Here is a 13,516-nt window from a genome sequence, read left to right as displayed (position 1 = left end):
AAAAATTCATGAATAACCTAATTCAAGTTGATGTAGTTACTCTGACAAAAAATTCTTCTGCTTGTATACTGAAAACTCTAGATAGTGTTAGTATGCAAGATTATAAATATATTAATCACCTGATTATTGATGGTCATTCAACAGACGAAACAATTTCTCTGATCAATCAATATAACCATCAAAAAAAAGTAACTATATTACAGCAAAATGGTGTGGGGATTGCTAATGCTTTTAATGCAGGATTAATGAAATCATCAGGTAATTTAGTGATTTTCTTAAATTCTGGTGATACTTTAGTTAATGAAGTGGTAATTACTAAAATTGTAGATTCTTATATTAAAGAAAAGTGGCTTTGGGCATTTGGGGAAACTATCTCTCTGAGCCGAAAGCAATACTTAAAAAGACATATCAAGCAGTATAGTCATTGGGATCAAAAGTTATTTTTGTCTCGCAATCCAATCTGTCACCAGTCTACTATTTTCTCTCAACAACTTTTTCAGAAAGTTGGCTTCTATGATGAGCGGCTAACTTTAGAAATGGATTATGATTTTAATATTAGAGCTTCTTTAATTGCTCAACCACACCTGCTATATTTTCCAATTTCTTACTATGATACTACAGGCGTATCTTCTATAAAGGTCTTTAAACATTATAGAATACACAGAGAGTTACGGAAGAAATACTTTCCGCTATCTCCTTTTAATAACTTGATAACTGATGGTTTGTGCTTCTTAAAAGCATGTATGCGGTTTATAATGATCCCTGTGAAAATATTCTTGTAATTTAAATTGTGATTTATCAAAAGCAAATTCAATATGATGGCTAAATCTAATATGTTAGTTGAACCCACAGCTAAGACTTTTCCTTCTGTAACTGTAGCTATACCTACTTATAACGAGGTACATTATATAGAAAACCTGGTTTTAGGGTTTTTACGAACAAGTTATCCCAACTTAATCGAGATATTTGTAGCTGATGGTGGCAGTAATGATGGCACTCAAGAAATAGTCAAAAATCTATCAGATAAAGACTCACGAGTTAAGTTAATACACAATCCTGACAAAATTCAATCGGCTGGTCTTAATTTAATTATTTCTGAATCGATAGGTGATGTTTTTATTAGAATCGATGCCCATTCGGATTATGCACCTGACTATATTGAAAGATGTGTAGAGGCTTTGCTGGAATCAAAAGCTAGCAATGTCGGTGGAGCGCAGCGTTTTGTTGCCAAAACTTCTTTCCAAGCTGGTGTTGCCCTTGCATCCAAAAGTTTTCTTGGTAATGGTGGAGCTAAATATAGAAATCCCAACTATACAGGTTATGCCGAGACAGTTTATTTAGGATGTTTCTGGAAAAAAAGTTTACTAGAGACCCAAGGCTATGATGTCGAGGCAAGTTCTAATGAAGATGCTAAATTAAACTTGAGATTTAAAAAAGTATTTGACACAACACAAATTACTAATCAAGATGCGGAATTAAATCAAAGATTAATTGCTCAAAATCAACAAGCCATATATATTGACTCCAAAATTCGTGCTTGGTACTACCCCCGAAAAACTTGGAAGTCTTTGTTTATTCAATATTTAAAATATGGCAGAGGTCGGTATTTAACAAGTACAAAACACAAAATTAAATCGCAGTTGAGAGGGTTGCTACCTTTTGTATTTATATCTACTGTCATTTTATTGCTGATTGTTGATTTACTATTTCCTAAACTGGGGTTGCCTATAGAAATATTGATTGTAATAGGTTTATTTTTGCCTTTTTTAGAGAGTCTACGAGTTACTTTGGCATGGTCAAAAAGCTTTAATTCCGAGATTTGGCGAGGTAGAGAAGATAAAATACCCTCATTTTTTAGTCGTTGGTTATTTTGTGGGATTACTTTATTAAGTATGCCAATTGCTCACTTTTCTGGATATGCCTATCAATTATTTCGCCAGAAAATTATGAGAGTAAGAAATTGGTAAATTAATTTGTGGATTAATATACGCACCGGGGATTTCTTTGCAGAGCTTCCAAATTATGCGAACCCTATTTATAATATGATGTCCGGCAAATCACCCATAAAGTAGAGACGTTGTATGCAGCGTCTCTATATTGCTAAAAATAAGGTTTAGGACTTTGATTTACTAACTGATTGTTAAATTAAAAATCATTAAGGATTGGATTCATGGATATAATAATTTGTACTTACAACAATGCTAATTTGCTAGATCGTGTTCTGACAGCCCTTTCATTATCAAAAGTATCTCCTGGCTATCAATGGACAGTTTTAGTTGTAGATAATAACTGTACAGATGATACTGGTGCTGTTGTTGAAAGACATATTAATTTACAACTAATACCTGGCTTGCGTAGGATAGTAGAGCCAAAACAAGGATTAACTCACGCCCGGTTGTGTGGAATTAAAAATACAACTAGTGAATGGCTCGGTTTTGTTGATGATGATTGCCTTTTATCAGCAGACTGGATAGACAAAGCAAGACAATTTGCGGAAACTCATCCAAATTGTGGTGCTTTTGGTGGCAAGGTAGTTCTCGATTGGGAAATAACTCCTTCGCCCATCCTTGTCAAACATTCAGGTAAATTTGCTGCCAATGAGCGCGGCGAAACTTCACAACAATTAAATCGGCGTAATTACCAGATTCCAGGTGCAGGTTTAGTTATTAGCAGAACTGCCATTGAGAAAAGTGGCTGGTTAGATAAACAATTACTCAACGGTAGAGAAGGAAAAAAACTAAGTGCGGGAGAAGATTCTGAGATAGTTTTGCGAATTCTGAACGCAGGTTATGAACTTTGGTATACACCTGATTGTGTGCTGCACCATTTCATCCCCACAAAGCGGATATCAGAAACTTATCTTTTTAACTTAGTGTATGGTTTTGGTGCCGCAGCGCCTTACATTGCTGTGATGCGTTGGCACCGTTCTTATTATCTTTGGTTGCTTGTATCTATTTTACGAATTTTCAAAGGATTTTTGCAAATAATTGCTTGCTATGTTAAAGCTTTAATCAATCCGAAGAATCAAGCAGAAACATTGATTATGTGGAATTGGACTAAAGGTCAAATTCATAGTTTATTTACTATTCTCAGGATGAGAAAAGAAGAACATATCATCTGGTTAAGCTTATTTCAATAACCTTTGATTGCCTCAGCATAAAACATAGAATTAGATAATGAATTTAAATTTATCAATTGTCCAAACCAACTATCAAAAGTACATTTTTCTATTTGTTGGAATATGTATATGGGTAAAAATTCCGATAGTTGGAGTTTTACCCTTACTTTTATTTGTATTTCTCAATAAAAATTCAAAATCCTATAGCCTAGACAGCTTACTCAATAATTCTATACTTCTGCTAGTTGCAGTCACCGTCACTCTTTTCTGTTACCTTAATAGATATTCAAGCTGATACCGAGCTATATTTAATAGCATATCGAGATTGTAATGGTGATATGCAAATTCATCTGTAATTGTAACTACAAAATTCAATGTGCTTACACTGTGGAGCAGTTGACTTACTTTTCAAAAGGCAAAGTAGGTAATGCGTTTTTCGGATATATTGCTAACTCGGTTTCTGGGTCAAAAAAGTGGATTTTATCAGGAGATAGCGATAACCACAGTTGTTCACCAAGACGGATTAATCGGTCTGGGGGAATTCTTACTTGCAGGTAATTGTCTGAATTGGCAACTTGAGATTCTGATGCGGTAAGTCTGACAGCTAGAAAAGTATCGTTACCCAAATTTTCTACTAAGTCTACTTGCACTGATAAATTTTTGGTGGCGGGTACACTTAAGCTGAAATGTTCTGGACGAATGCCTAAAATTAAGGTTTGTCCGTCGTATTTTTGGAGGGTATTTACCCAGATTTCTGGGAGGGTAAAACGAAAGTGAGAATGGGTAATTAATAGAGGGGCATGAAACTCTACAGGAATAAAATTCATGGGTGGTGAGCCGATGAATTCTGCTACAAAGCGGTTAACAGGGCGGTTGTACAGTTCCAAGGGGGCAGCGACTTGCTGGATTTTTCCCTCAGACATAATGGCGATGCGATCGCCCATTGTCATCGCTTCTGTTTGATCGTGGGTGACGTAAATCGTTGTCGTTCCTAACTGGCGCTGCAATTTGACAATTTGGGCGCGGGTTTCTGCCCGGAGTTTGGCGTCTAAATTAGAAAGTGGCTCATCCATTAAAAAGACTTGGGGATTCCGGGCGATCGCTCTTCCTAATGCTACCCGTTGCCTTTGTCCCCCTGACAACTGTTTGGGTAAGCGATTTAGCAAAGCTTCCATTTGCAACAGTTGAGCAACATTATGCACCCGCTGATCCACCGCCCGTTCTTTATCAGAAATGTAACGGAGTTTTTTCGGCAGATTTCTGCTCATCCCCACTAGCAAATCTTTCCCCCACTTGCGAAAATCAAAGGATGCAGGGGTATCTCCTGCTTCGACAAAACGACGACGCAAGCCAAAGGCGATGTTGTCATACACCGTCATGTGAGGATAGAGTGCGTAATTTTGAAACACCATGGCGATATCGCGTTCTTTGGGGGGTAAATCATTAATTAAGCGATCGCCAACCCAAATATTCCCGCCTGTCATCTCCTCCAACCCAGCGATTAACCGCAGCAAGGTGCTTTTACCACAGCCAGAAGGCCCCACCAACACCATAAACTCACCATCGGCGATCGTTAAATTAATCCGCCGTAAGACATTGAGAATATCTGGATGCGATCGCGCGGCATCATGTGTAATCCCATGCTTGAGCGGATTTTGGGTTGGTGAAGTAATAATTTCCCCTTTACGCGGGGGAAAACTTTTATAAACGTTCTCTAAAATAACTTGCGCCACGAGTATTTGAGGTAAAAGTAATAGTTAATAGACAGTCAGAAAATATTTGTTCTTAGGTTCAGGCAAGAGGGTTTTTTACACAGTTAGCTTTATTAAGATTTCTCTACTCAGTCAAGATCAAAACAAGTGTCTTGGCCAAACTTCAGATTTAGGGCTGATTATACAGGTTCTGTAGCTAGGAAAGGTTTAAAAAATAGCGATTAACCATTCAATTGCAGGTGTTGTGATGAATACCTATATACCTGAAAATGCTTCTTCAGATCCAACCGTTAACCCTACCCATGATATTTTAGACATCCAAACCACTGATTGTTGCATTGTGGGTAGTGGCCCAGGGGGGGCTGTTTTAGCTCTGATGTTAGCGCGTCAGGGCATTTCTGTGACGCTGCTAGAAGCACACAAAGACTTTGATCGAGATTTTCGCGGTGACACGATTCACCCATCGGTGATGCAAATCATGGAAGAATTGGGTTTAAGCGATCGCTTATTGCAACTGCCCCATAGCAAAATGCGTCGCCTTAGCCTACAAACTCCTCAAGATACCGTCACCTTAGCAGATTTTAGTCACCTGAAAACCCGCTACCCCTATATTATGATGCTTCCCCAAGTCAAATTTTTGGAGTTCATCACCCAAGAAGCACGACAATATCCGCATTTTCATCTGGTGATGGGTGCAAATGTACAAGAACTAATCGAAGATCAGGGGGTAATTCAAGGTGTCCGTTATCGAGGAGGCGGTGGGTGGCATGAAGTCCGCGCCATACTCACAGTGGGTGCAGACGGACGCCACTCAAAACTGAGGCAGTTGGGTGGTTTTGAATCAATTGAAACCTCTCCACCGATGGATATTCTCTGGTTTCGCTTACCTCGTCAGCCAGAAGAACCTGAGGGCGGTATGGGGCGGTTTGCTCCCGGTCACATTGTGGCGATGCTAGACCGTGGTGATGAATGGCAACTAGCTTACGTGATTCCTAAAGGCGGTTATCAGCAGATTCGCAATGCTGGTTTGGAGGCGTTAAGAAAGTCTATTGTGGAGGTAGTGCCAGAATTAAGTAATCGCATCGAACATTTACACGATTGGTCACAAATCGCCTTTCTCTCTGTAGAGTCTAGCCGCGTCAAGCGCTGGTATCGTCCAGGACTGCTACTCATTGGCGATGCGGCTCATGTTATGTCTCCTGTTGGTGGGGTTGGCATCAACTACGCGATTCAAGACGCTGTAGAGGCTGGGAATGTACTGAGCAAACCGCTGAAAACCCGATTTGTGGAACTCAGTGACCTGGCACAAGTGCAACGCCGTCGAGAATTGCCTACAAGGATTATTCAGGCATTTCAAACCTTGATTCAAAAGCGGATATTTGCCCCGGTTCTCAGGGACAATCAAAGCTTTCAACCACCTTTACTGCTGCGATTGCCGATTTTGCGCGACCTTCCAGGGCGGTTGATTGCCTTGGGTGTGTTTCCGGTGCATGTGCAAACTTAAATTTGTCTAGAGTATTTTTTCTGTCATTGATGGTACAATAGTACTATTGCAGAATTCAATGCTCGTTTTAGTCAGGCGGAGGCGATGAACAGGATCTTATGATATTGTTCAAAGCGATCGCTTGACTTTTGTAATGAAAATACCTCAAAACTAAGAGTATTATTTTTTTGATGGCACCGCCAAGGACGCCAAGTAAAGAAAGAAATAATTTATTTAAATCGGTACTTGACTCAATTAGGAGAGAATTTCCATGAACAGCTGCGTTTTGATGGCGCAAATTATTCAAGAGCCGCAACTACGGTATACAGCCGATAACCTAGAAGTTACGGAAATGCTGGTACAGTTTCCCAACTCCCAGCGAGCAGAAGATCCACCAGCCACCTTAAAAGTTGTTGGTTGGGCGAATATGGCAAAAGAGATTCAACAAAACTATCATGAAGGCGATCGCGTAATCTTGGTAGGGCGCTTAGGAATGAATACGATTGAGCGTCCCGAAGGTTTCAAAGAAAAACGTGCTGAATTGACAGTGCAACAAATTCAACCTGTAGGCAGCGAACGCCCATTCGTTGCGACTTCATCGCCATCAGCTACCAGAACCCCAGCAGTTACAGACACCCCTGTCATGCAACCAGCATCCCGTCCCCCAGAGGTATATGAATCATCACGTCCCGCACCTGCCCCAGCGGTTAGTAGTGCAAGTGTGGTTCCCCCGGTGACAAAAGCTGAACCCGCATATCAACCCGCAACTTTTGACCGTAGTTTCTCAACCGCAGTCCCGCAAGCCGAACCAGATCCGGATGATATTCCGTTTTAAATTGGCTTTTTCTGCGGCAAAATTTTCAGCTAATCCCACTCATTTACGGGGTGGGATTTTGCATTGGAACGTCGAACAGGCAAGATGCCTGTTAGAAGAAGAGACTTTTGTCAGCGGTCTTAAATTATGAGACTGCGATATCATCAGAACGACTGCTAAAATTCAGATAATTTTCCGACAAAATTCACACCTACTTCCATGAGAGAAACTGTCCTAGAAGTTCGCAATCTACAAGTTGAATTTTCCGGTGATGGCAGCACAGTCAAAGCTGTCGATGGTATTACCTTTCAGTTGTATCGAGGTGAAACTCTAGGAATAGTGGGAGAGTCGGGGAGTGGTAAATCAGTAACAGCCTTAGCCGTGATGGGTTTGTTGCAGAGTCCGGGAAGAGTTAGCGGTGGAGAAATCTGGTTTCGTCCCCAGGTGAATGCCCAACCAATTAATTTAGCAGCTTTGCCTCCTGAAGAAATTCAGTTATACCGAGGCGGCGATATCGCCATGATTTTTCAAGAACCGATGAGTTCCCTGAATCCGGTTTATGATATCGGCTTTCAGCTCACAGAAGCAATTATCCGGCATCAAAAGGTGACAGATGCTGAAGCCAGACAAATTGCGATCGCTAATTTGCAAGAAGTTAAACTCCTACCTAGCGACGAACAAATCCAGCAGCAGTATTTTGACACCTGGAGTCAAACTAACCCAAATTCATCGCCACCGGATGGGGTAAAGCTGGCAACTTTTGTGAAAGAACACAAACAAGCGATGCTGGAACGCTACCCACATCAACTTTCTGGCGGACAGTTACAGCGGGTGATGATTGCCATGGCAATTTCTTGCAACCCATCGCTATTAATTGCCGATGAACCAACCACCGCCTTAGATGTGACGGTGCAAGCGACAATTCTAGAATTGATGAGCGAATTACAGCAAAGCCGGGAAATGGGGATGATTTTTATCACCCACGACTTAGGGCTAATTTCCGAAATCGCTGACCAAGTAGCGGTGATGTACAAAGGCAAAGTTGTCGAACTGGGTGCAGTCGAGCAAATTTTTACTAACCCCCAACATCCATATACTAAAGGTTTGGTAGCTTGTCGCCCTAGTCTTAACCGTCGTCCCCAAAAACTGCTCACCGTTTCTGACTACATGAATGTCGAAGAGACGCCAGATGGACAAGTGGTAATTTTGGCGAAAAAACCCGCACCACCCCTGGAAGTTACCAGTGAAGAATTTAGCCAAAGATTAGCCAACCTCAGCGAAAAACCACCCCTGTTGCAAATCCGTAATCTCAAAGTAGGCTTCCCTATCCGGGGGGTCTTCGGTGGTACAAAACGCTACAATATGGCTGTTAATGACGTTTCTTTTGATGTCCAACCAGGGGAAACACTGGGATTAGTCGGAGAATCGGGTTGTGGCAAAACCACCCTCGGCAGAACTTTGCTGCGATTAATCGAACCGATGGGCGGTGAGATTATCTTCAATGGGCAAAATATTACTACTTTAAAAGGAAAATCGTTGCAGATACTGCGGCGGGAAATGCAAATAGTCTTTCAAAACCCCTTTAGTTCTCTAGATCCGAGAATGAATATTGGAGAGGCGGTAATGGAACCGTTGTTAATTCACGCTGTTGGGAAGACGCTACGACAACGGCAAGACCGGGTTGTGGAACTTTTAGAACGGGTGGGATTGAATGCAAACGATCGGAAACGCTATCCCCATCAGTTTTCTGGTGGACAACGCCAGCGGATTTGTATTGCTCGTTCTTTGGCTTTAAATCCGAAGTTTATTATCTGTGATGAGTCGGTTTCGGCGTTGGATGTGTCGGTGCAAGCCCAGGTATTGAATTTATTAAAAGAATTGCAACACGATTTTCAGCTTACCTATATTTTCATCTCCCACGATTTAAGTGTGGTGAAATTTATGAGCGATCGCATTTTGGTAATGAATCAGGGCAAAATCGTGGAAGAAGGTACAGCAGAAAGCATCTACCGTGAACCCAAAGAAGCATACACCCGAAAATTAATTGCTTCCATTCCCACAGGTAGCCCCGAACGCAAAAAGCAGCGAAAACTTTGACATTCTCCTCAAAGTTCGCGCCATCGCCCTAAATTTAGGGGATAAAATCTGAATTGAGGACTTGATCTAGAGAAAAGGGTGGCTGTTCGGGGAATAATTCTAAGGAAAGTTGATATTTTCTGAGAGTATCATTTCTAGCATCTGCATAACAGTCTAGAAATAGCTCATTTAAAATAGATTTCAAGCTGGGACTATCTGCAAGAGTATAAATTATTTGTCGTCTTTGCTCAACAACAGTATTGCGCCAACCTCTAGCATTATAATCTTTTTCTTCTATCCAAAATTGCAGTTTTAATAAATGTTCAATTAAGACTATTAATCGAGTTTTTAACTCTTTCTTTTCCCTCCGCCCCATACTGTCGATTTCTTCAATCAAATTCTCAATATCTAATTGATCTAGTTTTCCTTCTTGCAAAAGTTTAACAGTAGTTTGTATCCATAAATAAAAATCTTGCTCATATAATTCTTTATTAATATCAGTCGTCAGCATAAGTATTTCTCCTGACACGATAGAATGATAATTTCATTACATTATATAAGAAAGGAATATATAGCGGTTTTCAGAACAGTGAGGTACAGTTTTAAATCGCAAAGTTTGTAGGGGCCGGGTTTCCCCGCCCTCTCTCGATTGTATTTCATCCAATCCAACCGAGAATCGCCATAAGCGATATTTATTTTGTCAATTTTGAGAAAGATAAATTATTTAAATCTAGATTTTAGGAAAATAGCAATATTTCCACTTTGTCAATAAGCAGCCTATATTCTCAAGATTATTGACAATTATTTTTAATAATTCAACGAGTTTAGGTTTTTTCAGCCATTGCTATTGACCCCTTGACTTTTTTTTGGTATTGTATCTGTACACTTGAACGGTATTGTTATAAAAACTTTAATAGCTGCTTTCTAGCTGCATAGATGTAAAAGCTGCTAAACCTCAAAAAAAATACACCCAAAAATTAATTGCTGCCATTCCCGATAACTCATGAGCAAGGTGGAATCCTAAAACCTTGATAACGAATCTGCCTAGGAAAATTAAATTAAAAGAAAGCTAGTAGTAAGGACTTCAGTCCTTAAAATCTGGGAATTTCTTTATTTTGCTGACGATAGGCAAGAATCATCTCTTTTATAGCATCTTGCAACAAAGCTCTGCAATCTTCTAATGTTTCGCCTTCTGTAATCACTTCTTGCCATTCAATGAGTTGTCCCATATATCCGCTATTAGTTTTTGTATATTTTGCGGTGTATGTAGTTAACATCAGGTGTTTGTGAATAGAAATTTATATATTGATCAAGCCGCTGATATTTGAGTTCAGAATGCCTTAGTGTAGCCTACGGTTAGCGATCGCCTAAATTATTCACACATCACCAAAAACAGAATTTGTCAATTACCGAATTCCCGCAAAAAATCCCTGTGCCCTAGAATTGGCAATTATCAAATTTATAAGATACAATCATTTTAAGATAAAAGCCTCGCTGCTCTGTTACCGGAGTCGTAACAGCGAGTATGCTCGTTGCCCCATTTCAGGGGTCGTAACAGCGAGAAATATCTAAGTGTAAACACTGAAGTGGTATTTAAGCAAAATGAACAATAACACGCAAGTACTAAACAAAGGACACACAAATGTCGAAATTTCGCCCCGCGAAGAACTGGTACTCCTTGCCCTGTTTAACAAAGAACTGTACGGTTTACAGATTCCCCAAGCTATGGAAGAAGCTAGTGGAGGTCAGCGTCAAATGGGTATCGGCACACTTTACCCTGTCCTGCATTCTCTCGAAAAAAAAGGCTTGGTCGAATCCCGTTGGGGAGATGAAGCGCGAGAAGAACGAGGAGGAGCAAGACGACGCTATTATAAACTTACAGGTAGCGGCGTTACCACCCTCGAAGCCTTCCAATCTTTCCGTTCCAACCTGCTCACCTGGCAACCTAGCTGATAATATAGCAGGGATAGAATTTGAAGATCACGATTGGGAACTGACAATTAGAGAACTGCAACTCAGGATGCAGTATCATATTGAAGATATTGTATCTTTAAAATCAGAGAAAATAATCACCGATTTAGAAGAATTAGCAGAAGAGCTAGAAAAATTATCTAAATTAAATAAGAGATTACGCAAATATAAAAAAGTTGAACCTGGGGAAACTTGGGTTAGTCGGTGGATAGCTTCCCCAATTGCTTACCTATTTCCCCCCGAACGACGAGAAGAATGGTTAGGAGATTTATACGAAGTTAATGGGGAGATGCTGCACAAAAGTTATCCCCGTTGGCAGGTAAATCTAAATAATCTTGGTAAAACCGTAATTTTGATTATATCTGCTTTGCAAATCAAACTTTCAGATTTACTCTCATTCGCGAAAGTGAGTAAGTAAAACGTAGGACAGGCATCTTGCCTGTCAAGGCTTTAATTAAATCTGCTATTCTCAATTTAGCAGAATACAAATTTTAGACATTGCTGAATTAACATGAACTGTTCCTTCTAGGTTTGCGCCTTTCTTTGCGCCTTTGCGACGAAAGCGTGAGACTTTCATATTTTGATTCAGCAACGCTAGATTTTACCAATTTCCTCAGCTACAGGAATCGTTTTTGTCAACACCTGCATCTGAAGTCTATATTAAATCTAAACCTAATTGATTTGAGGTACTCCTCATGACAGCCTCAGTTGAATATATCCCAGTTACCCCCATTGAATACCCAGAAGAGGACGGAGAACCAATGGCTGAAGGTGATCTACAGCGTAAATGTCTGGTGTATGCTACGACTGTGCTAGAAATTTATTTTCAAAGTCGTTCAGATGTGTATGTCGCTGGTAATCTCTTTATCTATTATGAAAAAGGAGATCCTGAATCAGTTGTCGCACCAGATGTATTTGTGGTGTTTGGTGTAGACAAACATGATAGAGGTTCTTACAAAACTTGGGAAGAACAAGATAAAACCCCTGATTTTGTTTTAGAGATTACCTCAAGAAGTACCCGCAGCAAAGACCAAGGTGCAAAAAAGGGAATTTACGCTTTTTTGGGAGTGAGTGAATATTTCCAATATGACCCCACAGGTGATTATCTCACGCCCCAACTCCAAGGTTTACACTTGGTTGATGGTAATTATTTCCCCATCGCCACTAATATATCGTCAGATAATACACTTTCGGTATCCAGCGAAGTTTTAGGGCTAGAGTTGCGACTAGAAGCTGGAAAGTTGCGTTTTTACAACCCCGCGACAAGTGAGTTTCTCCTTACTCATCAAGAGGAAGTAGCAGCCAGACAGGAAGCGGAAACAGCCAGACAGGAAGCGGAGGAAAAAGCGCAAAAGTTAGCCGCTAAACTGCGAGAGTTAAATATTGACCCAGATAGCCTGTGAACTTCACCCCTCAATCCTCTACCAAGGGAAAGAGGGGAAATTCATTTTCTTTCGGCTATTCTCAATTTAGCAGAACGCGATCGCGCATTTTCGCGAATCTCATCTTCCAATGCAATAATTGGCTTTTTTGTCAAGACCCGCAACAACGGAGAATTTCTTAAACCATGCTTGACTGGTCGGTCTTCCAGACTGTGAAAACTGATAATCACAATTCTGCCACCGGGAACCAAAGCGTTTGGTGCTTTCTCGATCAAGGTATCGAGGGATTTTAACTCATCGTTGACAGCAATTCGCAAAGCTTGAAAAACGCGAGTCGCGGGGTGAATTCTGCCATAACGGTATTTAGGGGGAACAGAAAATGCGATCGCTTCAGCTAACTCTGTAGTTGTTGTAAACGGTCGTTTTTCGACAATTCGCCGTGCAATTCGCCGTGAAAGTCGTTCTTCACCATATTTAAAGAAAATTTCCGCTAATTCCGCCTCATCCCACTCATTTATCACATCAGCCGCCGTTAACCCTTGTTGCCGGTTCATTCGCATATCCAAATTTGCAGTATGGCGAAAGCTAAAACCCCTCTCCGGGTGATCTAAATGGTGAGAACTCACCCCCAAATCTGCGAGAATACCATCATAAGTATGCGGTGGAAATTCGTATTCAGCAAAATTTTTGTGAATAAAATTTACCCGTTCCCCAAACTCAGCTAAATTCTTCTGTGCTGCCGCCAAAGCATCCTCATCTTGGTCAAGGGCCGTTAACCGCACATCCTCAGCAGCAGCTAAAATTAGGCGACTATGACCACCACCGCCAACCGTCGCATCTAAATAATGCCCACCAGGACGCACCGCTAAAGCTTCAACTACTTCCCGACTCAATACGGGAATATGGGAAAAAGCCAGTTCTTCTAAATCTAGGGATATTTGTGAATCTGATTTCATGATT

The 13,516-nt window shown here is 40.7% G+C and carries 13 protein-coding genes; 9 read left to right on the top strand and 4 right to left on the bottom strand.

The genetic code is table 11. The features are described from left to right. Positions 1–8 precede the first annotated feature (8 nt). The 3 genes from CYLST_RS22095 (at position 9) to CYLST_RS22085 (ending at position 3,139) form a co-directional block, all read left to right on the top strand. Positions 9–782: a glycosyltransferase gene (locus CYLST_RS22095; protein WP_015209961.1), complete on the top strand. Its 774-nt coding sequence runs from the start codon at positions 9–11 to the stop codon at positions 780–782. A 33-nt stretch (positions 783–815) separates the two neighbouring features. Next, positions 816–1,967 (top strand): glycosyltransferase family 2 protein, encoded by a 1,152-nt coding sequence (locus tag CYLST_RS22090; protein ID WP_015209960.1) that lies wholly within the window; start codon positions 816–818, stop codon positions 1,965–1,967. A gap of 203 nt (positions 1,968–2,170) precedes the next feature. Further along, the gene (locus CYLST_RS22085; RefSeq protein ID WP_015209959.1) at positions 2,171–3,139 is read left to right on the top strand and encodes a glycosyltransferase; all 969 of its coding nucleotides are present in this window, start codon (positions 2,171–2,173) and stop codon (positions 3,137–3,139) included. Positions 3,140–3,519: 380 nt separating this feature from the next. Here CYLST_RS22085 and CYLST_RS22080 read toward each other — a convergent pair whose 3' ends face one another. Further along, positions 3,520–4,851 (bottom strand): ABC transporter ATP-binding protein, encoded by a 1,332-nt coding sequence (locus CYLST_RS22080; protein WP_015209957.1) that lies wholly within the window; start codon positions 4,849–4,851, stop codon positions 3,520–3,522. Between the two features lie 226 nt (positions 4,852–5,077). Between CYLST_RS22080 and CYLST_RS22075 the strand changes: the two genes are divergently transcribed. The 3 genes from CYLST_RS22075 to CYLST_RS22065 all read left to right on the top strand — a co-directional run bounded on the left by CYLST_RS22075 (position 5,078) and on the right by CYLST_RS22065 (position 9,224). Further along, the gene (locus CYLST_RS22075; protein WP_015209956.1) at positions 5,078–6,334 is read left to right on the top strand and encodes an FAD-dependent oxidoreductase; all 1,257 of its coding nucleotides are present in this window, start codon (positions 5,078–5,080) and stop codon (positions 6,332–6,334) included. 250 nt (positions 6,335–6,584) lie between these two features. Further along, the gene (locus CYLST_RS22070) at positions 6,585–7,148 is read left to right on the top strand and encodes a single-stranded DNA-binding protein (protein ID WP_015209955.1); all 564 of its coding nucleotides are present in this window, start codon (positions 6,585–6,587) and stop codon (positions 7,146–7,148) included. A 198-nt stretch (positions 7,149–7,346) separates the two neighbouring features. Next, positions 7,347–9,224 carry an ABC transporter ATP-binding protein gene (locus tag CYLST_RS22065; RefSeq protein ID WP_015209954.1) on the top strand — a complete coding sequence of 626 codons (1,878 nt, stop codon included), beginning with the start codon at positions 7,347–7,349 and terminating at the stop codon, positions 9,222–9,224. Between the two features lie 34 nt (positions 9,225–9,258). Here CYLST_RS22065 and CYLST_RS22060 read toward each other — a convergent pair whose 3' ends face one another. Both CYLST_RS22060 and CYLST_RS22055 read right to left on the bottom strand, forming a co-directional pair. After that, a complete protein-coding gene (locus CYLST_RS22060) occupies positions 9,259–9,714 on the bottom strand; it encodes a DUF29 domain-containing protein (protein ID WP_015209953.1) in 456 nt (151 codons plus the stop codon). Between the two features lie 580 nt (positions 9,715–10,294). Further along, positions 10,295–10,480, bottom strand: a complete 186-nt coding sequence (locus CYLST_RS22055) for a type II toxin-antitoxin system HicB family antitoxin (protein ID WP_015209952.1) — start codon at positions 10,478–10,480, stop codon at positions 10,295–10,297. Positions 10,481–10,805: 325 nt separating this feature from the next. On the opposite strand from CYLST_RS22055, the gene CYLST_RS22050 reads away from it, so the two are divergent. The 3 genes from CYLST_RS22050 to CYLST_RS22040 all read left to right on the top strand — a co-directional run bounded on the left by CYLST_RS22050 (position 10,806) and on the right by CYLST_RS22040 (position 12,577). Continuing rightward, positions 10,806–11,156 carry a PadR family transcriptional regulator gene (locus tag CYLST_RS22050; RefSeq protein ID WP_015209951.1) on the top strand — a complete coding sequence of 117 codons (351 nt, stop codon included), beginning with the start codon at positions 10,806–10,808 and terminating at the stop codon, positions 11,154–11,156. A 67-nt stretch (positions 11,157–11,223) separates the two neighbouring features. After that, positions 11,224–11,592: a hypothetical protein gene (locus CYLST_RS22045; protein WP_015209950.1), complete on the top strand. Its 369-nt coding sequence runs from the start codon at positions 11,224–11,226 to the stop codon at positions 11,590–11,592. Between the two features lie 277 nt (positions 11,593–11,869). Continuing rightward, entirely contained in the window at positions 11,870–12,577 is a 708-nt protein-coding gene (locus tag CYLST_RS22040; protein WP_015209949.1) for a Uma2 family endonuclease, read from the top strand. Positions 12,578–12,618: 41 nt separating this feature from the next. On the opposite strand, the gene rsmH is transcribed toward CYLST_RS22040, so the two are convergent. Continuing rightward, positions 12,619–13,512 carry a 16S rRNA (cytosine(1402)-N(4))-methyltransferase RsmH gene (rsmH, locus tag CYLST_RS22035; protein WP_015209948.1) on the bottom strand — a complete coding sequence of 298 codons (894 nt, stop codon included), beginning with the start codon at positions 13,510–13,512 and terminating at the stop codon, positions 12,619–12,621. Between the last annotated feature and the right edge of the window lie 4 nt (positions 13,513–13,516).

The sequence above is a fragment of the Cylindrospermum stagnale PCC 7417 genome (assembly GCF_000317535.1).
Classification (GTDB): domain Bacteria; phylum Cyanobacteriota; class Cyanobacteriia; order Cyanobacteriales; family Nostocaceae; genus Cylindrospermum; species Cylindrospermum stagnale.
The sequence above is the reverse complement of the archived record's forward strand: the minus strand, read 5'-3'. Positions and strand labels throughout refer to the sequence as shown.

Excerpts from the sequence above, each read along its gene's own strand:
- CYLST_RS22095 (WP_015209961.1), top strand. The coding sequence starts at position 9 with ATGAATAACCTAATTCAAGTTGATGTAGTTACTCTGACAAAAAATTCT.
- CYLST_RS22090 (WP_015209960.1), top strand. The coding sequence starts at position 816 with ATGATGGCTAAATCTAATATGTTAGTTGAACCCACAGCTAAGACTTTT.
- CYLST_RS22085 (WP_015209959.1), top strand. The coding sequence starts at position 2,171 with ATGGATATAATAATTTGTACTTACAACAATGCTAATTTGCTAGATCGT.
- CYLST_RS22075 (WP_015209956.1), top strand. The coding sequence starts at position 5,078 with ATGAATACCTATATACCTGAAAATGCTTCTTCAGATCCAACCGTTAAC.
- CYLST_RS22070 (WP_015209955.1), top strand. The coding sequence starts at position 6,585 with ATGAACAGCTGCGTTTTGATGGCGCAAATTATTCAAGAGCCGCAACTA.
- CYLST_RS22065 (WP_015209954.1), top strand. The coding sequence starts at position 7,347 with ATGAGAGAAACTGTCCTAGAAGTTCGCAATCTACAAGTTGAATTTTCC.
- CYLST_RS22060 (WP_015209953.1), bottom strand. The coding sequence starts at position 9,714 with ATGCTGACGACTGATATTAATAAAGAATTATATGAGCAAGATTTTTAT.
- CYLST_RS22055 (WP_015209952.1), bottom strand. The coding sequence starts at position 10,480 with ATGTTAACTACATACACCGCAAAATATACAAAAACTAATAGCGGATAT.
- CYLST_RS22050 (WP_015209951.1), top strand. The coding sequence starts at position 10,806 with ATGAACAATAACACGCAAGTACTAAACAAAGGACACACAAATGTCGAA.
- CYLST_RS22045 (WP_015209950.1), top strand. The coding sequence starts at position 11,224 with ATGCAGTATCATATTGAAGATATTGTATCTTTAAAATCAGAGAAAATA.
- CYLST_RS22040 (WP_015209949.1), top strand. The coding sequence starts at position 11,870 with ATGACAGCCTCAGTTGAATATATCCCAGTTACCCCCATTGAATACCCA.
- rsmH (WP_015209948.1), bottom strand. The coding sequence starts at position 13,512 with ATGAAATCAGATTCACAAATATCCCTAGATTTAGAAGAACTGGCTTTT.